The organism is Pseudomonas nitroreducens NBRC 12694 (genome assembly GCF_002091755.1).
Lineage (GTDB): Bacteria > Pseudomonadota > Gammaproteobacteria > Pseudomonadales > Pseudomonadaceae > Pseudomonas > Pseudomonas nitroreducens.
Genome location: NZ_BDAI01000005.1, coordinates 390,761 through 416,334 on the forward strand (window position 1 = coordinate 390,761; position 25,574 = coordinate 416,334).

19 protein-coding genes are annotated in these 25,574 nt (G+C 64.3%); 4 read left to right on the plus strand and 15 right to left on the minus strand.

Annotated features, from left to right (window positions below; translation table 11 throughout):
* Together PNI01S_RS16660 and msbA are read right to left on the minus strand one after the other, a co-directional pair.
* Positions 1-897, minus strand: a complete 897-nt coding sequence (locus PNI01S_RS16660) for a GNAT family N-acetyltransferase (protein ID WP_084358643.1) — start codon at positions 895-897, stop codon at positions 1-3.
* 22 nt (positions 898-919) lie between these two features.
* A complete protein-coding gene (msbA, locus tag PNI01S_RS16665; protein WP_037013965.1) occupies positions 920-2,749 on the minus strand; it encodes a lipid A export permease/ATP-binding protein MsbA in 1,830 nt (609 codons plus the stop codon).
* A 100-nt stretch (positions 2,750-2,849) separates the two neighbouring features.
* Here msbA and PNI01S_RS16670 point away from each other — a divergent pair, with 100 nt between their 5' ends.
* A complete protein-coding gene (locus PNI01S_RS16670) occupies positions 2,850-3,497 on the plus strand; it encodes a lipopolysaccharide kinase InaA family protein (RefSeq protein WP_084358644.1) in 648 nt (215 codons plus the stop codon).
* A 1-nt stretch (position 3,498) separates the two neighbouring features.
* Here PNI01S_RS16670 and PNI01S_RS16675 read toward each other — a convergent pair whose 3' ends face one another.
* A complete protein-coding gene (locus PNI01S_RS16675; protein ID WP_037013940.1) occupies positions 3,499-4,986 on the minus strand; it encodes a hypothetical protein in 1,488 nt (495 codons plus the stop codon).
* Between the two features lie 346 nt (positions 4,987-5,332).
* On the opposite strand from PNI01S_RS16675, the gene PNI01S_RS16680 reads away from it, so the two are divergent.
* A complete protein-coding gene (locus PNI01S_RS16680; RefSeq protein ID WP_331274339.1) occupies positions 5,333-6,286 on the plus strand; it encodes a glycosyltransferase family 2 protein in 954 nt (317 codons plus the stop codon).
* A 66-nt stretch (positions 6,287-6,352) separates the two neighbouring features.
* Here the strand turns inward: PNI01S_RS16680 and PNI01S_RS16685 are convergent, their stop codons facing one another.
* From PNI01S_RS16685 to glnE, 12 genes are all read right to left on the minus strand, one after another.
* Positions 6,353-7,156: a hypothetical protein gene (locus tag PNI01S_RS16685; protein ID WP_024764278.1), complete on the minus strand. Its 804-nt coding sequence runs from the start codon at positions 7,154-7,156 to the stop codon at positions 6,353-6,355.
* Positions 7,157-7,193: 37 nt separating this feature from the next.
* Positions 7,194-7,877 carry a hypothetical protein gene (locus PNI01S_RS16690; protein ID WP_243779349.1) on the minus strand — a complete coding sequence of 228 codons (684 nt, stop codon included), beginning with the start codon at positions 7,875-7,877 and terminating at the stop codon, positions 7,194-7,196.
* Positions 7,878-7,928: 51 nt separating this feature from the next.
* Positions 7,929-8,900, minus strand: a complete 972-nt coding sequence (locus PNI01S_RS16695; protein WP_084358646.1) for a glycosyltransferase family protein — start codon at positions 8,898-8,900, stop codon at positions 7,929-7,931.
* A 63-nt stretch (positions 8,901-8,963) separates the two neighbouring features.
* Entirely contained in the window at positions 8,964-10,718 is a 1,755-nt protein-coding gene (locus PNI01S_RS16700) for a carbamoyltransferase family protein (protein WP_024764275.1), read from the minus strand.
* Positions 10,719-10,733: 15 nt separating this feature from the next.
* Positions 10,734-12,212: a lipopolysaccharide kinase InaA family protein gene (locus PNI01S_RS16705; protein WP_084358647.1), complete on the minus strand. Its 1,479-nt coding sequence runs from the start codon at positions 12,210-12,212 to the stop codon at positions 10,734-10,736.
* Positions 12,209-12,964, minus strand: a complete 756-nt coding sequence (locus PNI01S_RS16710) for a lipopolysaccharide kinase InaA family protein (RefSeq protein WP_084358648.1) — start codon at positions 12,962-12,964, stop codon at positions 12,209-12,211. The genes PNI01S_RS16705 and PNI01S_RS16710 overlap by 4 nt, the downstream gene beginning before the upstream one ends.
* Complete coding sequence (locus PNI01S_RS16715) at positions 12,961-13,695, minus strand: lipopolysaccharide kinase InaA family protein (RefSeq protein ID WP_024764273.1); 735 nt, start codon at positions 13,693-13,695, stop codon at positions 12,961-12,963. The genes PNI01S_RS16710 and PNI01S_RS16715 overlap by 4 nt, the downstream gene beginning before the upstream one ends.
* Entirely contained in the window at positions 13,695-14,501 is an 807-nt protein-coding gene (rfaP, locus tag PNI01S_RS16720; RefSeq protein ID WP_037013950.1) for a lipopolysaccharide core heptose(I) kinase RfaP, read from the minus strand. Before rfaP ends, PNI01S_RS16715 begins: the two co-directional genes overlap by 1 nt.
* Positions 14,498-15,619: a glycosyltransferase family 4 protein gene (locus tag PNI01S_RS16725; protein WP_084358649.1), complete on the minus strand. Its 1,122-nt coding sequence runs from the start codon at positions 15,617-15,619 to the stop codon at positions 14,498-14,500. Before PNI01S_RS16725 ends, rfaP begins: the two co-directional genes overlap by 4 nt.
* Positions 15,616-16,689 carry a lipopolysaccharide heptosyltransferase I gene (gene waaC / locus PNI01S_RS16730; RefSeq protein WP_084358650.1) on the minus strand — a complete coding sequence of 358 codons (1,074 nt, stop codon included), beginning with the start codon at positions 16,687-16,689 and terminating at the stop codon, positions 15,616-15,618. Before waaC ends, PNI01S_RS16725 begins: the two co-directional genes overlap by 4 nt.
* The gene (gene waaF / locus PNI01S_RS16735) at positions 16,686-17,729 is read right to left on the minus strand and encodes a lipopolysaccharide heptosyltransferase II (RefSeq protein WP_084358651.1); all 1,044 of its coding nucleotides are present in this window, start codon (positions 17,727-17,729) and stop codon (positions 16,686-16,688) included. The genes waaC and waaF overlap by 4 nt, the downstream gene beginning before the upstream one ends.
* Before the next feature lie 292 nt (positions 17,730-18,021).
* Positions 18,022-20,967 carry a bifunctional [glutamate--ammonia ligase]-adenylyl-L-tyrosine phosphorylase/[glutamate--ammonia-ligase] adenylyltransferase gene (gene glnE / locus PNI01S_RS16740; RefSeq protein WP_084358652.1) on the minus strand — a complete coding sequence of 982 codons (2,946 nt, stop codon included), beginning with the start codon at positions 20,965-20,967 and terminating at the stop codon, positions 18,022-18,024.
* A gap of 244 nt (positions 20,968-21,211) precedes the next feature.
* Here glnE and aceE point away from each other — a divergent pair, with 244 nt between their 5' ends.
* A complete protein-coding gene (aceE, locus tag PNI01S_RS16745; RefSeq protein WP_024764268.1) occupies positions 21,212-23,860 on the plus strand; it encodes a pyruvate dehydrogenase (acetyl-transferring), homodimeric type in 2,649 nt (882 codons plus the stop codon).
* Positions 23,861-23,871: 11 nt separating this feature from the next.
* Positions 23,872-25,515, plus strand: a complete 1,644-nt coding sequence (gene aceF, locus PNI01S_RS16750; protein WP_084358653.1) for a dihydrolipoyllysine-residue acetyltransferase — start codon at positions 23,872-23,874, stop codon at positions 25,513-25,515.
* The last annotated feature ends 59 nt before the right edge of the window (positions 25,516-25,574 follow it).

Sequence of the window (25,574 nt, forward strand, 5' to 3'; positions counted from 1 at the left end):
TCAGACCTGGAACACCGGCACGCGGTGGCACCAGCGGTCCTTGTACTCGCGGTCGGCGCGGCCGAAGGAGTAGCGCAGCGGCTTGCCCAGCGCTTCGGCTTCGGCCCAGGCCTGCTGGGTATTGACGAAGCTGAGCACGCTGCCGGGGCTGAACTCGCGGTTCTCCGGCGCCACGCCGCCATTGATGTATTCGACGCTGATCCATTTCGGCGCCTCGACCCTGTAAAGAATCTGGATCGCCACCGGCTCGCCGTCCAGGCGCACCAGCGAACCACGCATGAACTCACGCATCAGGCCGAATACCTCGGCCAACCGTGCCTTGCCCGGCACCTCGAACTCCCAGCGGCGCTGGAACAGGTCGGCATAGATGCTCGCCTGCTCCTCGGGGCTCAGCTCGCTCATCGGCTGCAGCACGCCGCCCGCCTCTTCCAGCAAACGCTGTTCGCGGCGCTGGTTGTAGCGGAATTTCTTCGAGAAATCCGCTGGCGCGCGATTCATCGCCAGCTGCTCGGGTTGCTCACGGGCGTCGCTGACCTGCTCGCGGTTCAGCTCCGAGAGATAGCGCACCTGATGGCGCAACTCGATGCGCGCGCCCTCGGCGATCGGCAGGATGATCTCGGCGTTGCCCAGGTCGAACAGCGCCTTCTTGCCTTCGCGCTTGAGCACGTCCTTGGACAAGGCCAGGTTGCGCCCCCACGTGGGCACGGCGGCGCGCAGTTCGTCGCCTTCGAACCAACCGAGGTAGCGCACCGGGATACCGGCCAGGGCGGCGAGACGTTCGACCACGTCCGGATGGGTCGCGACGCTGCCGCCAAACCGGTGCCAGGTGGCGGCATAGTCTGCCGCCGTGATGGGCGTCCAGCCGCGTTCGCGGAAGACTCGCAGACGGTTCAGCATGCCAGGGTGTTCCGCTCCAGCGTCATACCGGCTGCTCGACGATCAGCTCGTTGCCACCTACCGGGTCGTCGGCGAACTGGCGGGCGTGCAGACGGGCGTAGTAGCCGTTCTGCGCGATCAGCTCGTCGTGGCTGCCGCGCTCGACGATGTGCCCCTGGTCCATCACCAGGATCAGGTCCGCTGCCTCGATGGTGCTCAGGCGGTGGGCGATGACCAGCGTGGTGCGACCTTCCATGACCTTCTCCAGGGCGGCCTGGATGTGTCGCTCGGACTCGGTGTCCAGCGCCGAAGTCGCCTCGTCGAGGATCAGCACCGGCGCATCCTTGAGCAAGGCGCGGGCAATCGCCAGGCGCTGGCGCTGGCCGCCGGAGAGCATCACGCCGTTCTCGCCGACTTCGGTCTCGAAGCCTTCGGGAAGGCGGTCGATGAACTCGCGGGCAAAGGCGTCCTCGGCGGCCTTCTCCACCGCTTCGCGCGGTTTGCTGGCCAGGTCACCGTAGGCAATGTTGTTGAGCACGCTGTCGTTGAACAGGTTGACCTGCTGGGTCACCAGCGCGATGTGTGTGCGCAGGTTGCTCAGTTTGTAGTCCTCGACATCCGTGCCATCGAGCAGGATCTGCCCTTCGCTGTGGTCGTAGAAGCGCGGAATCAGGTTGGCCAGGGTCGACTTGCCGCTGCCCGAGCGGCCGACCAGCGCCACCATCTGGCCCGGCTCGACGCTGAAGTTCAGGTCGTTGAGGACCTTCTTCTCGGTTCCCGGATAGGTGAAACTGAGGTTCTTTACCTCGAGACGGCCCTGCACGCGGTCACGCTCGACGGTACCGTTATCCACCTCGGGCTGTTCGTCGAGCTGCTCGAAGATGCTTTCCGCACCGGCCACGCCCTTCTGGATGGTCGAGCTGACTTCCGAGAGCTGGCGGATCGGCTTGGGCAGCAGGCCGGCCATGGAGATGTAGGCCACCAGATCGCCGACAGTGGCGTCCCCGCGCAGCAGCAGGACGAAGTAGAGCAACACCGCCATCGCGCTGTAGATCACCAACTGCAGCATCGGCGTATAGATTGCCGAGGTCTTGTTCATGCGCAGGTTCTTGTTGGTGTTCTCGCTGGTGACGTGCTGGAAGCGCTGGCGCTCATAGGGCTCGCCGCCAAAGCTTCGGACCACCCGGTAGCCCTGGATGGTTTCGGAGGACACGTGGGTGACGTCACCCATGGCCACCTGGATCTTCTTGCTCTGCTTGCGGAACTTGCGGCTGGCGCTGGTCACCATCAGGGCGATGACCGGCAGGATCGCCAACATCACCAGGGTCAGCTTCCAGTTCATCCACAGCAGGGAGAGGAACAGGAAGACCACCGTCATGCCTTCGCGGATCACCACCTTGATGGCGTCAGTGGCGGCGCCGGTCACCATGGTCACGTTGAAGGTGATGCGCGAGATCAGATGCCCGGAGTTGTTGTTGTCGAAATAGCGGTTGGGCAGCGTCAGCAGGTTGTTGAACAGGGCGACGCGCAGGTCCTGCACCAGCCCCAGGGAAACTTTAGCGATGAAGTAGTTGCCCAGGAATGAGCCGACCCCCTGCCAGACAGCGATGAGCACTACCAGTAGAGGCACCGCGTAGAGCAGCGAGAGGTCGCGCAACCAGGCCCAGGGGGCGTTGGGGAAAAGCTTGGCATCCGGATGCGCCAGGCCGTCGACGAAATACTTGAGGATGCCGGCCAGCATCGGCTGGGTCGCGGCGAAGATCAGGAAACCGACGATGCTCAGCAGGAACATGCCGATGTACGGGCGCACATAGGACAGCAGTCGGAAGTAGATCTTCAGGCTGGAAGTTGCCTGGGGTTCTTTACCGGACATGTAGGAATCGCACACTTGAAAGGTCGGCGATTATAACACAGCGCTCTCGTTTGCCCGGCGGGTGGGCTACTATAGCCGGCTATCGATTCAGGAACCCGTTATGCAAGACCTTGCTCTCTCCGCCTACGAAGCGCTACGTGCCGGCGCCCAGGTGCTGGAAGCCGACAAGCATGGCGACAAGGTCCTGCGCCTGGCCGATGGCAACTTCCTGAAGCTGTTCCGGCGCAAGCGGCTGATCTCCTCGGCGGCGTTGTATCCCTATGCGCAACGCTTTGCCGACAACACCCAGGCCTTGCAGAAACTGGCCATCCCCTGCCCACGGATCATTGCTGTCTACCGCATCCCAGGGATCGCCCGCGACGCGGTGCACTACCACCCGCTGCCCGGTCTGACCTTGCGCCAGCTGATAAGCGCGGAGCATCCCCAGAAGCAGCTACGCCAGGAACTCGGCTCGCTCATCGCCAAACTGCATGATTGCGGGGTGTACTTCCGTTCGCTGCACCTGGGTAACGTCGTGCAGACCCCCGAAGGCGAACTGGGCCTGATCGACATTGCCGACATGAAGACCCAGCGCCGTGCCTTGAGCCGACTGCAGCGCAAACGCAACTTCGCCCACATGCTGCGCTACATGCAGGACCGCACATGGCTGCTAGCGGACGCTGGCGCCCAGCTTTGCCAGGGCTATCGACAAGCCAGCTCGATGCCCTGGCCACCTGGTTCCCTGGAAAAAACGCTCCAGCAACCCTAGATCAGGGCTGCTTCGCACCGGCACGGCGCAGGACCACGTAGGTCTCGCCCTTGCGGTTGTGGAACTGTGCAAGCGGCACCAGGCCCTTTTTCTCCAGCGCGGGTAGTTGTAGCTTGGCCTTGCGCTTGAGGTCCAGGACGAAATACTCGTAGGCCCCCTTGCCCGTCCGCGCCAGCGCGTGATCACGGTCCAAACTTTCCCTGCCGTATCCCCAGCCTGCGTAGTAACTCACCCGGTTGTCGTCCTGGTACACACTTGCCGACCTCGGCAGATGCTCTCCCACCCAGTGGCCAGCATCGCGCAAGTGTGTCTTGGGCGCCGAGAGTGACACCACGTTAGCCATGGCTATCAACACCAGGATCGCCACCAGAGCGACGCGGATGCGCGGCCAGCGTTGCGCTATCAGGCTCAGCCCCCAGGCAGCCCGTGGCAACAGAAGGAACGCGGCAAATGCCACGTAGCGGCTAGATAGAAACAGGTGGCTCAGTGCGAAGACCAGCAAAAGCGCGATGTAGCCAACGGCAGCGACATCCAGGAGCAGCCAGCGGTTTTCCCGCTCTCGCCACTGGGCAACGGCGCCCACGAACAGCGGCACCACCAGTACACCAAAAGCACTGAGTACCTTGCTCGCCAGGTAACCCAGCAGGCCGAAGAAGATGATCTGCGGGGCACTGTCGCGGGCGTATTCAAAGGGCATTGCTTGCGCCACGCCATCAGCGAACGCGTAGAAGTTGCGCAAGACGCTCGCCAGGTCCAGGTAGTCCACCAGGCCGGCCACTCGCCCCTGGGGCAACAGGCCATGCCGGCCGACCCACAGCAACGCGCCGGCAATCACGCCCATCAAGGCCACCCCTACGGCGAAGCGCAAACCCCGACGCAAGGGGACCCCGCCGGCTTTCAGTACCTCCATCAGCGGCACGATCAGTAGCAGGTAGACGGCCTCGAAGCGGAAAGCCGCCGCCACAATGACGGCCACGCAAGCCAGTAGCAAACTGACAGGACGACGCTGCTGCAGCCAGCTCTGCATGTAGCACAAACCAACGAGCGAGAAGGCCCAGAAACCGTTTTCACGCAGGATGTCGCCGCGATACTCATTGAATGCCGGCACTGCCAATACGGCGAGGCAGGCCCAGGGCAGGGCTTGCGGGCGGAGTCGGCGGACAAAGTCGACGCAGGCGACGCAGGCGACTGCCGTGAGCAGCTCGCAGAACACTCGGGCGAGCAGTTCATAACTCAGCCCTGTCACCTGGCTCGTCACGCTCAGCAGTATGGAAAACCAGGGCCAGTCAAAGCGCTGCAACGCACCGGTGACACCCTGCTGCTGGTAAATACCCGCAAGATCCATGTACAGGGCCGCATCACGACCGATGATCGGGTTGCAGAAGGATGCAATCAATGACAAAACGAGGCTGGCAAAGAAAACGCACCACAGTAGCTTTCCTTCGCTGACCGCGGAAAAAATCGAACGCCCGACTACATGACTTCCCATGAAACCCTTCATCTCGGATATGAATCACCAGAAACGCAGCATTCAGCAGTTTCCTGCTCAAAGAATCAACCCGGAGCAAGCACTCTCCCTCGCCTGAAGTGTCGAAACAGCGCTGAACGTGGGTTTCCCCGGGCGGACTTCCACGACGGGCTCTGGCCGTCTGTAGAACCTTGGATACAAACCTTTCAACAGGATACTATTCGTCGCCCCGGAACGACTTGTGCAACCGCACTCGCGTCGAGTCACCTCGGGACCAAGCAGGCACAAGCCGCTGCGACTTAACTTGAATTTGCTGTGACGAACGCCCTCAAGCAGATCGCAGCCTCGCATATCCTGATGCCAGCTAGTGGATGGACAGCTCTACAATGACGCGCCTCTCATGACAGCAAGACCCCTGATCAGCGTTGTAATTCCCGCGTACAACTATGCGCACGTGCTTCGTCGCGCCGTCGAATCCGTCGCAACTCAATTGGATGAGCACAGCGAGCTACTGATCATCGATGACGGTTCGTCGGACGCTACGCCGGCCCTGATCGAGGCCCTTCATCAGCAGTTCGGCAATTTCCGCAGCCTGCGCAAGGAAAACGGCGGTCTCGCCACCGTGCGCAATCGTGGAATTGCCGAAACCCGAGGGGACTACCTGATCTTCCTGGACGCCGATGATGAAATGACGCCCGGAGCCTTGAGAGCCGCACGCCAGCACATCGAGCAGTACCCGCACAGTCGCATGGTGATTGGCGGCTACCTGGCAAAGACCTGCGACAGGACGGTGGAGCGCACGCCTCAGGCGCTTCCGCGAACCCCGCAGGAGCGGGTACGCGGCTACCTGATCGAAAAGAATATCAACCTCTCCAATGGTGCCTGCGTCATGCATCGAGAGGTATTCGAGCGGGGCCTGTACCCGGAGAACTTCCGCAATGCCGAAGATATCCCGGTATTTGCGCAGGTGCTGGCTAGTTATCCCTGCACCATTCTGGAAAAACCCCTGGCTACCATCCACCGCCACGATGACAGCCTGCGCCACCAGTTCCACTACTCGAAGCAGATCGGCGTGGAACTGGTCGAGGAAGTCTTCCGGCGCCTTGATGGCGACTGGCAGCGACTGAGCAAGGCTTATTACACCCAACGCTGCCTGTCGCTGTTCCGCGAAGCCTACCTGACGGACGACGACCTCTCGGCCAAGCACTTCTTCCGCATGGCCCTCAAGCGCAATTGGCGCGTCATCTTCAAACTGTCTTATACCCGCAAGGCCGTGCGGCTCTGGCTCAATGCCAAGCGCAGGAAGAAGGTCGCCAGGTAGTTTCTGGCGACCTTCTCGCCGGGCAAACGGGACAGACGGCCCGCCTGCCGCAGCGCTCACGGAAACCTAGAGAATGCCGTACTTGTCCAGCCAGGTGCGCAGTTGGGCAACCCGATGGAAATAGCGATTCTCTCGCTTGCCCATCGAGCGCTTGGGCGAGAACGGTTCCTCGGCAAACTGCCCATCGATGCGTACCCGCGAGGCGGTAGTATCCATCATGCAGACCCGCGCGCCGTAACGTTGCAAGGCGAACTTCAGCAGCCGCTCGGAGTGCAGAGAGCGGCCGCTCGCATCACAGAAGTTCAGCATCTCCTCGGCCCGGCAGCCGTACGCCCGGTATATCTCGCGACCGCAGATGGCAAAGCGGTCGTTGAGACCGCCCCACCATTGCCAGTTCGGCACGTAGACATTCCTGCGTCGCCGCTCCGTGTGGGCGAACACATACCCCGGCAATGGGTCATGGAAGAAGATGTCCGGGCGGACGTACACTACGAAATCCGGGTCAGTCGGGGCCAGCAGCGACGTCACCTGATGCAGAGAATTGAGCTGGTGGATCAGGTTGCGGATCGAGCGGAAATCATCTTTCCAGGTGTCCCCACGCTGCTTGATCGCTTCGAAATTCCAGCGATCGAGACAGAGCTCCGGCTCTTCGATCAGGCCGGTCATATCCTGGAAAGGGGTGAAGTTCTCTTCGCCGAGCACCCCGGCCTCGCCAGAACGCGGATTGAAGACCTCGCGCAGGCGATAGAGATGGTAGAAGCAGGACACCTGCGCGTCGGCGGGAAGAACCTGCAGGATGTTGCGCTGGATCTGGGGGAAGCAGAGCTCGGAATTGCGTGGAATACCAAAGAAGGCGACGGCGATCTTCACGACCAGACTCCAGCGAAAAGGCTCGACTGATAGCCACTCATTTGGCTTTCTTCCCTTTGAAACGCAATGGCCACCACCAGCGCTTTCCGGCGCTTTCCAGGGCAATCACACGCACGCGGGATGCATGCATCCAGGCGCGCTCGTAGTCCCAGGCATGCCCGTTCCACAGAGTTCCCGCCTCGTTGGAGAAGCCCAGGGCGAACAACTCGTAGGTATAACCGGGCCTGCCCAGCAACCAGTCGAACACCACCATGGCGTTGAAGCCGGTGGAAGGGCCGGCGAACGGCTTGCCGCTGGGGCGCATGCGGGGATAGTCGAGCAGGGTCGGCAGCGGGATGCGATCTTCGTAGATCGCCACCCGCGGCAACGCCGACATCGGGTTGACCACCCCCACCAGCAAGGTGAAACAGCGATCCGGAGACTGCTCGAACAACCTTGTGATGCATGGACGACACGGCAATCCGAAGAAGTGGAATTCCTGGCCGTGATAGCCATGGACAAACACGTTGACCGTCTCGGCACTCAGCAACTCTGCTTTGACAGCGGTATTGAAGCTCACCACGACATCGCGCGGGCCGAGGGCCAGGGCGTCAAAATCCCCGGCACTGATGGCAGGGTTGTTCGCGACCAGGATGACTCGCTCGGCGCGACGAAGCAGAACCTTCAACTCCGGCGGCAGGTTGTCTTCCACCCACTGCGCTGCATGACGATTCTGACTCACGATCGACCTTTCGCCGCGACACCACGGTACAAATGCTGCATCGGCATCCTCTCAGCCCACCCGGAAGCCAAAGCGCATGCGAGCCCACCAGCGGGTCAGCACTCCGGGCATCGACCAGCCTTGCATAGGCTCGGCGATGGCCGCCGCCAGGTCCTTGCCGACTCGGGCGAAGGTGTAGCGCTCCTCGACGAATGCCTGGCCGACCTGGGCAATCCGCTGGGCCAGTTCAGGGTCGGCCTGAAGCTGCCGGATCTTCTCCACGGCTTCGTCAACCGAGCGATAGAACACCACGTTGTGCATATCCTCGAAGCCCAGCAGGCGATCTTCCTCTCCCTGGCTCCACGCCAGCAGGACGCAGCCACAGGCCATGGCCTCGAAGTTCTTGATCATGAACTCGCCCATGCCGATATCCGCGCTGACGAAGATCGCGATGCGATTGAGGGTCTCCAGATACTCCGCTCCGGAAGCGGTGCGAGTAATGAGCATCGGCACACGTTCTGCAATGCTCTCCAGCATCTCCTTGCGCTGGCTGTACTCGCTGCTCTTCAAGCTGCCGAGGAAGCCGACCGGGATATCCCGCTCGCTGCCGATATTGCGCAGCATCTCCTCGTCATAACCCTTGGAGACGAAGCGCACATCGACCCCTTCGTTCGCCAGACGCTGGGCAACCAGCGCTCCCGACACGAGGATGCGCGCCCCTGGGAGCTTGTGCAGCAGGGCCGAGTACTGGCCGCGATACTTACTGCCGGGCATGTAGTTCTGGTAGGCGTCGTGCTCGAGAATCACCAGGTTGGGCAGGCAGCGCAGTACAGCGAGTTGAGGCACCATGCGCTTGAGGCGCGAGAAGATCACGATCCGGTCGAAACGACGGTAATCGGCGGCGATGAGGTAGGGCCCCAGGTTCATCTGCTGCGCCTTGCTCAGTCGATGAATCTCGCACTCGGAGCAATTGCTCTGGATGACTTCATAAAGACGATCGAGGATGACCCTCTGCTCGTCCATCACCATCAACATCACTTTCACGACGTGTCTTCCCGACATGGAAACCGGCCCCTGGCGGAGCCGGCTGGAAACAGCCTGGCAGACTCAGTCGGCGGGGCTGGCGGCGGTGCCATCCTTGACCACCAGGATGTCCTGCATGATCAGGTACTGCAGGTCCGAACCGTAGAACATGTTCAGGGCGTCGGTCGGCGAGCAGATCATCGGCTCGCCACGGCGGTTCAGCGAGGTGTTGAGCGCCACGCCGTTGCCGGTGAGCTTCTCCAGCTCCTTCATCATGTCGTAGTAACGCGGGTTGAACTCGCGCTTGAGCACCTGGGCGCGCGAGGTGCCGTCTTCGTGGACGACTTCCGGCACGCGGGTCTTCCACTCTTCGTTGACTTCGAAGGTGAAGGTCATGAACGGCGCCGGGTGGTCGATCTTGAACATCTGCGGGCCGACGGTATCGAGCATCGACGGGCAGAAGGGCCTCCAGCGCTCGCGGAACTTGATCTGCGCGTTGATGCGGTCAGCCACGCCAGCGATGCTAGGGCAACCGATGATCGAGCGGCCGCCGAGGGCGCGCGGGCCGAACTCCATGCGGCCCTGGAACCAGGCTACTGGATTGCCTTCGACCAGCACCTTGGCGATGTGCTCGGGCACATTGTCGATCTTGCGCCATTGCGGCTTGGCCTCGTGGCGGGCGCAGGCGGCGATGACGTCTTCGTTGCTGTATTCCGGGCCGAGGTAGACATGTTCCATCTTCTCGACCGGTACGCCACGCTCCCAGGACACATAAGCCGCCGCGCCAACCGCGGTGCCGGCGTCGCTGGCCGCGGGCTGCACGTACAGTTCCTTGACCTCGGGACGGGCGATGATCTTCTGGTTGAGCTTGACGTTCAACGCGCAGCCGCCGGCGAAGGCGACCTTGCCGGTCTCGCGGATGATGTCGCCCAGGTAGTAATCCATCATTTCCAGCGCCAGCTTCTCGAACAGCGCCTGGATGCTGGCGGCGTAGTGGATGTAGGGATCGTCGGCGATGTCGCCTTCACGCTTGGGACCGAGCCACTCGATCAGCTTGGGCGAGAAGTAGTAACCCTTGCCCTTCTCCTTGTAGCGACGGAAGCCGATGACGTTGGCGTAGTCGGTATTGATGATCAGCTCGCCGTTCTCGAACTTGGCCAGGCGCGAGAAATCGTACTTGCTGGCATCGCCGTAGGGCGCCATGCCCATGACCTTGAACTCACCGTCGAGCATGTCGAAGCCGAGGTACTCGGTGATCGCGCCATACAGGCCACCCAGGGAGTCCGGATCGTAGAATTCCTTGATCTTGTGGATCTTGCCGTTCTCGCCGTAGCCGAAGAAGGTGGTGGCATACTCGCCCTTGCCGTCGATCCCGAGGATCGCCGTCTTCTCCTTGAAGCCCGAGCAGTGGTAGGCGCTGGAGGCGTGGGCCAGGTGGTGCTCGACCGGCTGGATCTTGACCTTCTTCAGGTCGAAGCCCAGCTGCTGCAGGCACCACTGGATTCGCTTGTAGTAGCGGTGGTAGCGGCGGTTGCCGAGCAGGATGGCGTCCAGCGCGCGGTCCGGCGCGTAGGCGTAGCGCTTGGCATAGTGCCAGCGGGCCTTGTCGAAGATGCTGATGGGGGCGAAGGGAATGGCCACCACGTCAACGTCCGACGGCTTGATCCCGGCCTGTTCCAGGCAGAACTTGGCCGACTCGTAGGGCATGCGGTTCTTCGCGTGCTTGTCGCGGACGAAGCGCTCTTCTTCGACGGCCGCGACCAGCTTGCCGTCGATGTACAGGGCGGCGGAAGGGTCATGGCTTACGGCGCCGGACAGGCCGAGGATGGTCAATGCCACAGGGTCTAGCCTCTTTCATCTGGGCGGGTGCGCAGGCACCCGCGGTAAACGTTCGTCGAGCAGCTGGTGCAGTGCGCTGCCCTCTGGCCAGTTGCGCAGGAAGCGCGCACGGTCGCGGGCATAGGCGCGGGCGAAACTCGCTTCTCGCGAGTGGCGCTGCATGGCATCGAGGTCGATCAACGACCATTGCCCGCCTTCGCCCTGCTCCTGCCAGAACACGTTGTGCCCTTTGAGATCGCCGTGGCTGATACGTTCACGCACCAACGCCGCGAACAGTCTGTCCAGGGCTGCAAGATCCGATTCTGGCGGCAAGCCGCCTCCCTCCGACTGATCCAGGTAGGGTTTGAAACGGGCGATTATATCCTGACCCGTCAGGTAATCGGTAATCAGGAAGGCCGGCCCGCGCAGCCACAGCCAGCGGCGCTCGATGACCGCCAGAGGACGCGGGGTGGCAATGCCGAGGAAGTCCAGTCGATTGCCCTCGCGCCACGCCCCCCAGGCCCGGCTGGGGCGCCAGAAGCGCTTGAACCAGTGCAACAGGTTCTTGATGTTGTAACGCTTGACGACCAACGGCCGGCCGTCGAGCTCGACTCGGGCAACCGTGGCGGCGCCGCCGGTCTTGTAGATATGCCCTTTGCCGATGAAGTCGTCGGGATCGGCCAGCAACGGCTGCAGGCCCGGTTCTTCCTCGCGGCGCACCGCGCGCAGGCCGAACGGCCCCTTGAACACGCTGAACAGGCTGCAATCGCGGGCGATCTTCTTCATCAGGTCGCCCACGCGCCAGCGGCGCACCCTGGCGATTTCCTTCTGCAAGGCCTCCAACGGCAGCGCGTGCTCGCCATTGGCCAGCAGGTAATGGATCAGCAGCTCTTCCAGATACGGATCAAGGCTGGCCGGCAACTGGGCGAAGAATACCCCGAGGTTTTCCAAGACATGCTTGCGCGACAGTGGCTGACCCGGGGTTTCCGCGCGGATGCCGGCGCCGTCGATGAGGTAGAGCTGGCCGGCGTGGCGCAGCAGGTTGTCCAGGTGCAGGTCTTCCTGCCACAGGCCCTTGGCATGCAGCTGGGCGATGGCCGTCAGCGCCTCGGCAATGACGGCGGTCTGGCCTTCGGACAGCAGTGGCTCGCCCTCCACGGCGCGCCAGGCATCCCAGAGGCTCTGGGCGTTGTCGAGGAACTCGAAGAGCAACCAGCCGCCCTCGCCGTCCTTCAGGCCATCGGCCAGCAGTTGCGGTGTGGTCAGACCCTGCTCGGCGAGCAGGCGCACGCCGTCGCGCTCACGCTGGAAGTGCCGGGCAGCCTTGCCGCCGACCAGCAGCTTGGCCAGCACCGGTCGGCCACGCCAATTGGCCGCGCCGACGTAACGCTGCCCGGGCAGTACCCGCAACAGGCTGTCCAGGCGCAGCTCGGCCGGGCCGGCGCCGTCTTCCAGCTCGATGCGCAGGGGCAGCGACGGAGCGCGGCCGGCATCGCGCAGGGCGGACAGCCTCATGCGCGGTTTTCCTTCTTCTTGCGGCGCGCGCCCAGGCGGCGGTACCAGTCGTCGACTTCCGGGCCACCCGCGGCAGTCCCCAGATAAGCCGCCAGCAGGTTGCGCACGTCGGCCTCGTTCCAGTCCGGCGCGCGGCGCAGCAGCGGTTCAAGGTCGCGCACGCGGTCGCGCTGGCCGAACCACAGCGGGCGGGTCTTCTCCAGGTCGATCAGGGTCGCCTCGAAGGCGTCGTCGGTCTCGCGCAGGAAGATGTGCTTGGGATAGAAGCAGCCGTGCATCTGCCCGGCCTCATGCAGGCGCCGGGCGAGCATGCCACAGGCACGCAGGACGGCCTGGCGGCGCTCGGCAGGCAGGTTCGACCAGCCTTGCAGCAGACTGTCCAGGTCACGCCAACCATCCAGGGCACGGGTCATGAGGATCGCCCGGCGCTCGCCGCCGACCTGCCGCGCGCCGAAGAAGGCCGCCTGCATCGAGGGAATGCCGAGCTGGCGGTAACGCTGGATATTGCGGAACTCGCGGCTGAAGGTAGTTTCGCCCAGCGGGTGCTTCAGGCTGCGGGTCAGGTGGTTGCTCTGGCGCTTGAGGTAGTAGGCGGTGCCGTCCAGCTCCAGGCGATAGACGCTGCTCCAGCCGCCACGCTCGGTGTTGGGCTCGTCCACCGCATCCAGCTGCAGAGTCCAGAGGGCATCGAAATCGGCCAGGGCGTTGCTTTCCAGCAGGGCCTGGTCGCCCTCGGCAATGAAATCCTTCACTCGCGTCCCTCGAAGAAATGGACGATCTGCCGGACACGCTTCTTGTCCGACGCGTTCAGTCGTTCGCGGCGCCGGTACAGCAGGTAGAACTGCAGGCGCTGCGTGTAAGAGAGATGGTACTTGGCGACCTTGTCGAGGGTGGCCAGGTCCTTGGTGATCCGATAGCGCAGCATGAAGCTGACCCAGAAATCACCGATCGGGCAATCGATGAAGTACACCGTGCCCTCCCCGTCGACCAGAATGTTGCGCCACTTCAGGTCGTTATGGGTGAAATGGTGGTCATGCATGGTCCGCGTGTAGCCGGCCAGCTGGCGCATGACATGCGCGACCCAGGCGCGATCCTTCAGGCGCGGATCGTTGCGCCTGGCCAGGGCATGCAGGTCTTCGGTGTCGACCAGCTCGCGGGTAATGATCGCGCCACGGGAGAAGCCGCCATTGGCGCGCTCCAGGCCGTAGGCCACCACCTGCGCGGTCGGGATGCCCCACTTGGCGAACTGCTTGAGGTTCTGCCACTCGGCCTTCACCCGAGGGCGCGGCAGATAGCGACGGAAACCCTTGCCCGGCTTGCGGTAGCGTTTGACGTAATAACGCACGCCGTCACGCTCGATGCGCACGACGTCGGACATCGCATCCTTGGTGATGCGCTCGCCTTCGAGGGCGAACACGGCATCCAGGCTGCCGAAATCGGCGGCGAGATGCTGGTAGTCGGCTTCGAGTACCCAGCCGGCCATCAGAGCAGGTCTCCGTATCGTTGTTTGCGGTCGTAGAGCTTGGCCGCCTTGCGTTCCATCCACGCCAGCAGCGCGGCTTCCTCGCGGAGGATGTCACGCAGCGGGCGCAGGAAGTAACCGCGCAGGAAGCGCAATTTGTCACGGCGCGTGAGGCCGATGTCCAGCGCGGAGAAATACAGCGCCGCCAGGTCCTTGTCGCGCCAGCGCCGCGGGGTGGCGGCGCGGGTCTGCGCCCGGTGCAGGTCGATCACCGACAGGCGCAGGTCATCGGCGCTGATCGGGCGGTCGGTGTGCAGCAGGAAGTGGCAGATGTAGCAGTCGCGGTGGTTGACCCCGGCGCGGTGCATGGTGCCGACCATCTTCGCCACCTCGGCGATCAGCGCACGCTTGAGGCGCGGCTCGGGTGGCGTCTGCAGCCAATCCAGCGAGAGGACTTCCAGATCGATGGTCGGCGCCAGTTCCTCGGTGATGATGAAGGAGTGTTGTGCGGCCGGATTGCCGCCGCGCTCGCCATACGCCACCGAGGTCATGGTGGCCACCCCGGCTTGATGCAGGCGCTCCAGGGCACGCTGCTCCTGGCCCGCCCCGAGCACCGGAAGCTTGGCACTGAACAGGTTCTTGACGATTTCGCCCCAGCCGATGCCGCGGTGGATCTTCACGAAATAGCCGCGACCTTCGACCTCAGCGCGCAGCGTGCGGCGGCCCTCCAGCTCGCGGTAGACCTTGCCTTGCAGGCGTTCGACTTCGGCGAACGGGTCCTTGCCGGCCCAGAGGGTCTTGAAGGGCTCGTGCAGTTCGAGCTTCATGCGCGCTCCCGCAGGATCAGGTCGGCGGCGTGCTGCGGCATGCTGTAGAGATCGGCGCTGTCGGCGAAGGCCAGGCCATTGCGCGACCAGTCGGCGCGCGCGGCGTCGTCTTCCAGCATCTCCTGGAGCATGGCGTTCAGCCGCTCCTGCTCGAAGGGCGACGGCACCACACGGCCGGCTTTCGCCTCGTCGATGTAATGGGCGTAGCCGCAGACATCGGTGACCAGCACCGGCAAGCCCGCGACCAGCGCTTCGAGCAGCACGGTGCCGGTGTTCTCGTTGTACGCCGGGTGAATCAGCAGGTCAGCGCCGAGCAGGAAGCGCGGGATATCGCTGCGCCCCTTGAGGATCTGCACGTTGTCCGACAGGCCCAGCGCCTTCACCTGCAGCAGAAATGGCTTGGGATCGTCCTGGCCGATGGCGATCAGGCGGGTGCGCTTGCGCAGCGAGCGCGGCAACGCGGCCAGCGCCTTGAGGCTGCGGTCCAGGCCCTTGGTCTTGAAGCCCGAGCCGATCTGCACCAGCAGCAGGTCATCCTCTGCCAACTTGAACTCGCGACGGAACTCGGCGCGGATTTCGGCGGCGTTGGCCGGCGCACGGCGGTCCTGGGCGATGCCCGGCGGCAAGAGGTGGAAGCGAGCCTCGGGGGTGCGGTAATGCTTGATGAACAGCGGCTGCTGCACTTCGGAGATCATCAGGATCTCGGTCTTGGACTCTGGCGCGAACACCGCGCGCTCGTAGTCGGCGAAGTGTTTGTAACGGCCCCAGCGGCGGTAGAAGGAGTTGCGCAGGGTCTGCGCCTTGTCCTCGAAGCAGCCGTCGGCGGCGTAGTACACATCCAGGCCGGGCATCTTGTTGAAACCGATCACCCGGTCTACCGGCGAGCGCGCAAGGTCCGCGGTCAGCCAGGCGCTGAACTTCTCGTTGCGGCGATGGTTGAACAACGACTTCACCGGCGCCACGCGCACGTCGAAGCCGGGCGGTACTTCGCCTTCCCAGATCGGCGTGTAGACGCGGATCGCGTGGCCGCGCTGCTGGCACTCCAGGGCGATGCGCATGAAGTCGCGCTGCAGCCCGCCGAACGGGAAGTATTTGTAGAGGACGAAAGCCAGGGTCATCGAAGCGTCTCCGGGGCCAGCAGCAGTGCCTCCAGCTGGGTCGCTACGCGCTGGGGATTCAGGCGCGTGAAGCACAGAGGCTGTTCATGCCGCAGGTCGAACTGGCGCTTGTCTTCGGCCGTAGGCTGGTAGGTGCAGGTCTTCTGCAGGCAGGGCGCGCATGAAGGCCAGTCGCTGGCCAGGTGTACCTGCGAGCGTCCGTAGGCGCCGGTGAGACCGGGATTGGTCGGGCCGAACAGCGACAGCGTCGGCACGTCCAGAGCGGCAGCCAGGTGCCCGAGTCCGGTGTCGACCGCTACGCAGGCGGAAGCGCCGGCCAGCACCTTGGCCATGCCTGCGAGGGATAATCTGGGGAGCACCGAAGCGTTTTCCAAGCCTTCGGCCAAACGTTCGGCGCGTTGCCGTTCGGCTTCGTTGCCCCAGGGCAGGCGCACCGACCAGCCGCGCTCGCCCATGCGCTGGGCCAGTTCGCGCCAATACACTTCGGGCCAGTGCTTGGTCACCCAGGTGGTGCCATGCAGGAACACCAGGTAGGGCTCGGCCTCCGTCTCGTCCAGCAGGCGATTGCGATCCAGCCCGTAGTCACCGGTGCCGGCGGGCAGCGGGTAGTCCAGCGCCTGGGCGAACAGCTGGCGCACGCGCTCGACGGCATGCTGGCCCCAGGCGACCGGATAGGTGCGGTTATAGAAGCGGCTGGCAGCCGGCTCGCGCGCAGACTCCTTGTCCAGCCCGGCGATCGGCGTGCGGCGGCGAGCGTAGCGGGTCAGCCAGGCGCTCTTGAGCAAGCCCTGAGCGTCGATCACCAGGTCGTAGTCGACTTCCTTCAGACGGCGTTTGAAGCGGCCCCATTCGCCGCTTTTCAATGTCTGCCAGAGATTCTTGCGCCAGCGACGGATCGCCACGGGGATCACCTGGGCCACGGCGGGGTGCCAGGCGGGAATCTCGGCGAAGCCTTCCTCCACCACCCAGTCGAACTGGATCCCGGGAATGGCACGGGCGGCGTCGGTCAGAGCCGGCAGGGTATGGATGACATCGCCCAGGGACGATGTCTTGATCAGCAGAACCCTCATTCGGCGCTTTCCACGTCCACCGGGTCAGCGACCAGTCGATCCAGCGCTTCGATCACGGGGCGCGGCTTGAGCTCGCGCAGGCAGTTGTAGTGGCCGAAACGGCACACGCGGTCGAAGCAGGGGCTGCATTCCAATCCCAGGCGGACGATTTCCACCTGGTCGGCCAGCGGCGGCGTGAACTGCGGCGAGGTGGAGCCGTAGACCGCCACCAGCGGGCGGTTCAGCGCAGCGGCCACGTGCATCAGGCCCGAATCGTTGGTGACCACGGCTCCGGCGCAGGACATCAGGTCGATGGCCTCGGACAGGGCCGTCTCGCCCGCCAGGTTCACCGACTCTTCGCGAAGGCCGGGGATCAGGCGCATGCGGATGTCTTCGCCGCCGGGATGATCGTTCTTCGAGCCGAATATCCATACCTGCCAGCCGGCGCGGATCTTCACCTCGGCGATCTTGGCGTAGTACTCCGCCGGCCAGCGCTTGGCCTCGCCGAATTCGGCGCCGGGGCACAGGGCGAGCACCGGGCGATCCAGGCTAAGGCCGAACTTGGCCAGCGCGGCCTCGCGGCTCTGCGGGTCGATGGCCAGGCGTGGCTGTGGATAAGGCTGCGGCAGCTCCGCACCCGGCTCGAATGCCAGGGCCATGAAGCGCTCGATCATCAGCGGGTAACGCTCTTTATCCAGCGCGCGGATATCGTTGAGCAGGCCGTAACGCATCTCGCCCTTCCAGCCGGTGCGCTTTGGGATACCGGCAAAATAGGGCACCAGCGCCGACTTCAGCGAGTTGGGCAGGAGGATCGCCTGGTCGTACTGCCCCTTGAGGGACTTGCCGATACGGCGGCGCGAGGCGATGTCCAGCACGCCGTGGCCGAGCGGGAAGCTCAGGGCCTGGCGCACCTCGGGCATGCGCTTGAGGATCGGCCGGCTCCAGTCAGGCGCCAGCACATCGATCACGCAGTCGGGGTGCCGCTGCCTCAGACACTGGAAGAGTGTCTGCGCCATCACCATGTCGCCCACCCAGGAGGGGCCTACGATCAGAATTCTCATGCCTTTTCCAGAAACGACCGGGGAGGCTCTCGCCTCCCCGTACTCCATTCATCCAGCCGTGTGGCGTCGTCGGGTGCCGTGCATCGAATGCCGGCAGTCTAGCCCAGCCGCTCTTTCGGCCGGACAGTTTTCGTCACTCCCTGTGACCTGGCGCAATGGCATCACGCGCCTCGTTCCTGACATCCATAGGCCCGCACAACACAACTGACAGCGCGGGCCGCTCCGGCGAACTTCATCCCGCCGGATGCTGGCTCCATCGTTCAAAAGCCCAGGGGAGGGAAATCGCAGCGAATCAGGTCAGCTCGAAGGCTTTCCACATCTGCATCACCATGCGCCGCTCCGCATGGAAGTGGTCGCCGCTTACCACGCCCGGCTGCTTCTGCAGGGACAATCGGTGCGCCGCCGCCCGGTAAGCCTTGTAGGCGTCCTGCAACGTCAGGACATCCTCGCCGGACATCAACCCGACCCGCTCCAGCGCTTCCAGGATGCGGATATTGTCGGTGAACTCCACCAGCTCCGGGTGCTGCCACGACCAGGCCAGGGCCGCGTATTGCACCATAAATTCGATATCGACGATACCACCGGCATCCTGCTTGAGATCGAACGGGGCCGCGGCCTCGAAGGCATTCGGCGCGGTGCCGGCGACAGTGCTGGGGGTGCCGAGGTTGTCGCGCATCTTCGCGCGCATCTCGCTGACCTCCTTGCGCAACTCCGGCAGATCGCGTTGCTGGCCCAGCACTTTCGCGCGGATCGCCTCGAAGGCCCTGGCCACCCGCTGGCAGCCGGCGAGCACGCGGGCGCGCACCAGCGCCTGGTGCTCCCAGGTCCAGGCCTCGCCCAACTGGTAGGCCTCGAAGGCGCGCAGCGAACTGACCAGCAGGCCGGAGGCACCGCTGGGGCGCAGGCGCATGTCCACTTCGTAGAGCATGCCCGAGGGCGTCTGCGCGGTGAGGAAGTGAATGATCTTCTGCCCCAGGCGCGTATAGAACTGCGCCCCATCGATGGGCTTGGCACCGTCGGTCTCGCTCTGCGGGTCGCCATCGTGGATGAACACCAGGTCCAGGTCGGAGCCGTGGCCCAGTTCCAGGCCGCCGGACTTGCCGTAGCCGATGATGATGAAGTCCGGATCGCAGGGCGTCCCGTCGACGCGGGTCGGCCGGCCGTGGCGCTGCACCAGCTGGTCCCAGGTCAGGCTCAGCACCTGTTCGAGGATTGCTTCGGCCAGCCAGGTCAGGTAGTCGCTGACCTTCATTAAAGGCAGAGTCCCGGCGATCTCCGAGGCCACCACGCGCAAGGCATGGGCCAGCTTGAAGTGACGCAGGGTCTCCATCTGCTGCTCGAGATCATCCTCCGGAATACGCATCAGCCGCTCGCGCAGCTCGGCGCCCAGTTCGGCAGCCTGCGGCGGGCGGAACAGGCGCCCTTCGTTCAATAGCTCGTCGAGCAGGATCGGGAAGCGGGCGATCTGCTCGGCCACCATCGGGCTGGCCGCACAGAGCGTCAGCAGGCGCTCCAACGCACCGGGGTTTTCTGTCAGCAACACGAGATAGGCCGAGCGCCGCGCCACCGCCTCGATCAGCGGCAGGACGCGTTCGAGCAACACATCGGCCGGGCCGCGCTCGGCAATCATGTTCAGCAGCCGCGGCATGAAGGCATCCAACCGCTCGCGCCCAAGACGTTGCATGGCACGCACCTGCGTGCCATGGCGCAGGTCGGTCAAGCGTTTCCAGGCCTGCGCGGGTTCGGCGAAGCCGGCGTCGGCGAACTGTCGGCAGGCGGACTCCTCGTCCACCGCCTCTTCCCAGAGCGGAATCCATTCGCCGCCGATGGTGGTGTCGACCTGGCCGTCTTCGTCCTCGTCCGGATCGGCGATGACCTGGCGGAAATGCCAGTCGATGCGATCGCGCCACTGGTTGGTGGTCTGGTGGAACGCCGACCAGTTGGCGAAGCCCATGATGAAGGCGACGCGGATTCGCTCGAGTTCGTCCTCCGGCAGCATCTGCGTCTGCCGATCGGCAATGGCCTGCAGGGCGTGCTCGGCGTAACGCAGGAATTCGTACCCCTCGCGCAACTCGGCGACCACCTGCGGCGGCAGGTAGCCCTGCCCCTCGAGGATCGCCAGCACGCGCAGCAGCGGCCGCTGCTGCAGGCTCAGGTCACGGCCGCCGTGGATCAACTGGAAGGCCTGGGCGATGAACTCCACCTCGCGGATGCCGCCAGCGCCCAGCTTGATGTTCTCGCTCATGCCCTTGCGCCGGACTTCCTGCTGGATCAGCTGCTTCATGGTGCGCAGCGCCTCGATGGCGGAAAAGTCCAGGTAGCGGCGGTAAACGAAGGGGCGCAGCAGCTCCAGCAGGCGCTGACCAGCCTCCTGGTCGCCACCGACCACGCGGGCCTTGATCATCGCGTAGCGTTCCCAGTCGCGGCCCTGGTCCTGGTAGTACTGCTCCAGCGCGGCGAAGCTGTGTACCAGCGGGCCACTGGAACCGTAAGGGCGCAGGCGCATGTCGACGCGGAAGGCGAAGCCCTCGACGGTGATGGCGTCCAGCGACTTGATCAGCTTCTGCCCTAAACGGGTGAAGAACTCCTGATTGTCCAGCGCCCGCTTGGCGCCCTGGGTTTCGCCACCCTCGGGGTAGCCGAAGATCAGGTCGATGTCCGAAGACAGGTTCAACTCACCCGCGCCCAGCTTGCCCATGCCCAGCACGATCATCTTCTGCGGCAGGCCCGAGCGGTTGCCGATGGGCACGCCGAACTGCTGGCAGTGGCGCTGGTAGAGCCAGGCCAGGGACTGGTCGATGCAGGCGTCGGCGAGGTCCGACAGGTCGCGGCAGGTACCCGCCAGGTCGCTGCGGCGGCTCAGGTCGCGCCAGATGATGCGCACCTGCTGGCGCCGACGGAAGCGACGCAGGCGGCGACCCAGTTCGTCCTCGTCGGCGCAATCGGCCAGCAGCGCTTCCAGTTGTGCGCCCATTTCGCCGGGCTGCAGGACGCGCTCCAGCTCACCGGTCGCGGCCAGTTCCAATAGAAAGGCAGGATCGCGCTGGACCTGCTCGGCAACGAAATCGCTGCCGGCAGTGACGCGGAAGAAGTCGGCGTGCCGCTCGTCGGACCAGCTGTCGAAGCTGGCGATCTGCTCGGGGGAAAACGCGGCGATGGCAGTGCGGAAATTCTGCTCAGCCCGCTCGGCGAGGGGCTTGAGGGTGGCCGGCAAAGCGGCCAGGGACGGCAGGCTCATGGTCTATCCTGAGTGGTCGGCGAGGCGCCGGCATTCCTGTCTTTTCGCGCCCCTGTAGTTTTACTACTAACTTTTTCTGGCGGAGGGATGTATCCGCTGGCGATTTGTAGTAAAACTACAACCCGCCGGGCGTACCCCCGGAGCACTTCCAAGAATTCGCCGCGTCGCCCACGAGGTTGGCGCAGCTATCGGCAACGATCTACTGGCTTCCGATTCTGGAAGCCTTTCCGCCCTGGAGCAAGCCATGCAAGACCTCGATCCCGTCGAAACCCAGGAATGGCTGGACGCCCTGGAATCGGTCCTGGACCGTGAAGGTGAAGACCGCGCCCATTACCTGATGACCCGCATGGGCGAGCTGGCCAGCCGGTCCGGCACCCAACTGCCCTACGCCATCACCACGCCGTACCGCAACAGCATCCCGGTCACCCACGAAGCGCGCATGCCCGGCGACCTGTTCATGGAACGCCGCATCCGCTCCCTGGTGCGCTGGAACGCCCTGGCGATGGTGATGAAGGCCAACAAGAACGACCCGGATCTGGGTGGCCACATCTCCTCCTTCGCCTCCTCGGCGACCCTCTATGACGTGGGCTTCAACTACTTCTTCCAGGCCCCGACCGACGAACACGGCGGCGACCTGGTGTTCTTCCAGGGCCACGCCTCCCCCGGCGTCTACGCCCGCGCCTTCCTCGAAGGCCGTATCAGCGAAGACCAGCTGAACAACTTCCGCCAGGAAGTGGACGGCAACGGCCTGTCCTCTTACCCGCACCCCTGGTTGATGCCGGACTTCTGGCAGTTCCCGACCGTTTCCATGGGCCTGGGCCCGATCCAGGCGATCTACCAGGCGCGCTTCATGAAGTACCTGGAAAGCCGCGGCTTCATCCCCGCCGGCAAGCAGAAGGTCTGGTGCTTCATGGGCGACGGCGAGTGCGACGAGCCTGAATCCCTGGGCGCGATCTCCCTGGCCGGCCGCGAGAAGCTGGACAACCTGATCTTCGTCATCAACTGCAACCTGCAGCGCCTCGACGGCCCGGTTCGCGGCAACGGCAAGATCATCCAGGAACTCGAAGGCGTGTTCCGTGGCGCCGAGTGGAACGTCAACAAGGTGGTCTGGGGTCGCTTCTGGGACCCGCTGTTCGCCAAGGACACCGCCGGCCTGCTGCAGCAGCGCATGGACGAGGTCATCGACGGCGAGTACCAGAACTACAAGGCCAAAGACGGCGCCTACGTGCGTGAGCACTTCTTCGGTGCCCGTCCGGAGCTGCTGGAGATGGTCAAGGACCTCTCCGACGAAGAGATCTGGAAACTCAACCGTGGCGGCCACGACCCCTACAAGGTCTATGCGGCCTACCACCAGGCGGTCAACCACAAGGGCCAGCCCACCGTCATCCTGGCCAAGACCATCAAGGGCTACGGTACCGGCTCGGGCGAAGCGAAGAACATCGCGCACAACGTCAAGAAGGTCGACGTCGAGTCGCTGAAGTCGTTCCGCGACAAGTTCGACATCCCGATCAAGGATGACGATCTGGAAAACCTGCCGTTCTACCGCCCCGAGGAAGGCAGCGCCGAAGCCAAGTACCTGGCTTCCCGCCGTGCCGCACTGGGCGGCGTGATGCCGGTTCGCCGCGAGAAGAGCTTCCAGGTCCCGGTTCCCCCGCTGGAAACCCTCAAGGCCATGCTCGACGGCTCGGGCGACCGCGAAATCTCCACCACCATGGCTTTCGTGCGGATCATCTCGCAGCTGGTCAAGGACAAGGAACTCGGCCCGCGCATCGTCCCGATCGTGCCGGACGAAGCCCGTACCTTCGGTATGGAAGGCATGTTCCGCCAGTTGGGCATCTACTCCTCCGTCGGCCAGCTGTACGAGCCGGTGGATAAAGACCAGGTGATGTTCTACCGCGAGGACAAGAAAGGTCAGATCCTCGAGGAAGGCATCAACGAAGCCGGCGCCATGTCCAGCTGGATCGCTGCGGGTACCTCGTACTCCACGCACAACCAGCCGATGCTGCCGTTCTACATCTTCTACTCGATGTTCGGCTTCCAGCGTATCGGCGACCTGGCCTGGGCCGCTGGCGACAGCCGCGCGCACGGCTTCCTGATCGGCGGCACCGCCGGCCGTACCACCCTGAACGGTGAAGGCCTGCAGCACGAAGACGGTCACAGCCACCTGTTGGCGGCGACCATCCCGAACTGCCGCACCTACGATCCGACCTATGCGTACGAGCTGGCGGTGATCATCCGCGAAGGCTCGCGCCAGATGATCGAAGAGCAGCAGGACATCTTCTATTACATCACCGTGATGAACGAGAACTACGTCCAGCCGGCCATGCCCAAGGGCGCCGAGGAAGGCATCATCAAGGGCATGTACCTGCTCGATGAGGACAAGAAGGACGCCGCGCACCACGTGCAGCTGCTGGGTTCGGGCACCATCCTGCGCGAAGTCGAAGCCGCCGCGAAGATCCTGCGCGAAGACTTCGGCATCGGCGCCGACGTCTGGTCCGTTCCGAGCTTCAACGAACTGCGCCGCGACGGCCTGGCCGTGGAGCGCTGGAACCGCCTGCACCCGGGTCAGAAGCCCAAACAGAGCTACGTCGAAGAGTGCCTGTCCGGCCGCAAGGGTCCGGTCATCGCCTCCACCGACTATATGAAGCTTTACGCCGAGCAGATCCGCCAGTGGGTGCCGAGCAAGGAATTCAAGGTCCTGGGCACCGATGGCTTCGGCCGCAGCGACAGCCGCCGCAAGCTGCGCGACTTCTTCGAAGTCGACCGCCACTGGGTCGTGCTGGCCGCACTGGAAGCCCTGGCCGATCGCGGTGATATCGAACCCAAGGTCGTGGCCGAAGCCATCGCCAAGTTCGGCATCAACCCCGAAAAACGCAACCCGCTGGACTGCTGAGGAGAGGCACGATGAGCGAACTGATTCGTGTACCCGACATCGGCAATGGTCAGGGCGAAGTGATCGAACTGCTGGTCAAGGTCGGCGACACCGTCGAGGCCGACCAGAGCCTGCTGACCCTGGAATCCGACAAGGCCAGCATGGAAATCCCGTCGCCGAAAGCCGGCGTGGTGAAGAGCCTGAAGGTCAAGGTGGGCGACACCCTGAAGGAAGGCGACGAGATCCTCGAGCTGGAAGTCGAGGGGGGTTCGGCTGCCGCCGAAGCGCCCAAGGCGGAAGCGCCGGCTCCGGCCGCCGAGGCTCCGAAGGCAGAGGCTCCGGCCGCTGCCCCGGCGCCGGCTGCCGCACCTGCCGCTGGCGCCAGCGTCCAGGACATCCACGTCCCGGACATCGGCTCGGCCGGCAAGGCCAACGTCATCGAAGTCATGGTGAAAGCCGGCGATACGGTCGAAGCCGACCAGTCGCTGATCACCCTGGAGTCGGACAAGGCCAGCATGGAAATCCCCTCGCCGGCTGCCGGCGTGGTGGAAAGCGTGTCGATCAAGGTCGGTGACGAAGTCGGCACCGGTGACCTGATCCTCAAGCTGAAGGTCGCGGGCGCTGCTGCCCCGGCTGCTGCTGAACCAGCTCCGGCGGCTGCTCCGGCTCCCGCCGCTGCCGCTCCGGCCGCCGCCCAGACACCGGCTGCCGCGCCGGCCAAGGCTGCGGAAGCCGCTCCGGTGGGCGCGCCCAGCCGTGACGGCGCCAAGGTCCACGCCGGCCCCGCGGTGCGCATGGTCGCCCGCGAGTTCGGCGTCGAGCTGAGCGAAGTCAAAGGCACCGGCCCGAAAGGCCGCATCCTCAAGGAAGACGTGCAGCTGTTCGTCAAGGAACAACTGCAGCGCGCCAAGTCGGCTCCGGCCGGCGCTACCGGTGGCGCAGGCATCCCGCCGATCCCGGAAGTCGACTTCAGCAAGTTCGGCGAAGTGGAAGAAGTGGCGATGACCCGCCTGATGCAGGTCGGCGCCGCCAACCTGCACCGCAGCTGGCTGAACGTGCCGCACGTGACCCAGTTCGACTCGGCCGACATCACCGAGATGGAAGCCTTCCGCGTGGCCCAGAAGGCCGTCGCGGAAAAGGCTGGCGTCAAGCTGACCGTGCTGCCGATCCTGCTCAAGGCCTGTGCCCACCTGCTCAAGGAAATGCCGGACTTCAATAGCTCGCTGGCCCCCAGCGGCAAGGCGCTGATCCGCAAGAAGTACGTACACATCGGCTTCGCCGTGGACACACCGGACGGCCTGCTGGTCCCGGTGATCAAGAACGTCGACCAGAAGAGCCTCCTGCAACTCGCCGCCGAAGCCGCCGAACTGGCCGAGAAAGCGCGTACCAAGAAGCTCTCCGCCGACGCCATGCAGGGCGCCTGCTTCACCATCTCCAGCCTCGGCCACATTGGCGGCACCGGCTTCACGCCGATCGTCAACGCGCCGGAAGTGGCGATCCTGGGTGTCAGCAAGGCGACCATGCAGCCGGTGTGGGATGGCAAGGCCTTCCAGCCGCGCCTGATGCTGCCGCTGTCGCTGTCCTACGATCACCGCGTGATCAACGGGGCAGCCGCCGCGCGCTACACCAAGCGCCTGTCGGACCTGCTGGGCGATATCCGCACCCTGCTCCTGTAAGTGCGGCTGCTGTAAGTGTTGCAAGGGGCCGGTTCGCCCGGCCCTTCCTCTCGACGAGC

Coding starts and splice junctions, on each gene's coding strand:
- aceE (WP_024764268.1), top strand. CDS start 21,212: ATGCAAGACCTCGATCCCGTCGAAACCCAGGAATGGCTGGACGCCCTG.
- PNI01S_RS16715 (WP_024764273.1), bottom strand. CDS start 13,695: ATGGCCGGCTGGGTACTCGAAGCCGACTACCAGCATCTCGCCGCCGAT.
- PNI01S_RS16660 (WP_084358643.1), bottom strand. CDS start 897: ATGCTGAACCGTCTGCGAGTCTTCCGCGAACGCGGCTGGACGCCCATC.
- glnE (WP_084358652.1), bottom strand. CDS start 20,967: ATGAGCCTGCCGTCCCTGGCCGCTTTGCCGGCCACCCTCAAGCCCCTC.
- PNI01S_RS16675 (WP_037013940.1), bottom strand. CDS start 4,986: ATGGGAAGTCATGTAGTCGGGCGTTCGATTTTTTCCGCGGTCAGCGAA.
- waaF (WP_084358651.1), bottom strand. CDS start 17,729: ATGAGAATTCTGATCGTAGGCCCCTCCTGGGTGGGCGACATGGTGATG.
- PNI01S_RS16670 (WP_084358644.1), top strand. CDS start 2,850: ATGCAAGACCTTGCTCTCTCCGCCTACGAAGCGCTACGTGCCGGCGCC.
- aceF (WP_084358653.1), top strand. CDS start 23,872: ATGAGCGAACTGATTCGTGTACCCGACATCGGCAATGGTCAGGGCGAA.
- PNI01S_RS16725 (WP_084358649.1), bottom strand. CDS start 15,619: ATGACCCTGGCTTTCGTCCTCTACAAATACTTCCCGTTCGGCGGGCTG.
- msbA (WP_037013965.1), bottom strand. CDS start 2,749: ATGTCCGGTAAAGAACCCCAGGCAACTTCCAGCCTGAAGATCTACTTC.
- PNI01S_RS16705 (WP_084358647.1), bottom strand. CDS start 12,212: ATGAGGCTGTCCGCCCTGCGCGATGCCGGCCGCGCTCCGTCGCTGCCC.
- waaC (WP_084358650.1), bottom strand. CDS start 16,689: ATGAGGGTTCTGCTGATCAAGACATCGTCCCTGGGCGATGTCATCCAT.
- rfaP (WP_037013950.1), bottom strand. CDS start 14,501: ATGAAGCTCGAACTGCACGAGCCCTTCAAGACCCTCTGGGCCGGCAAG.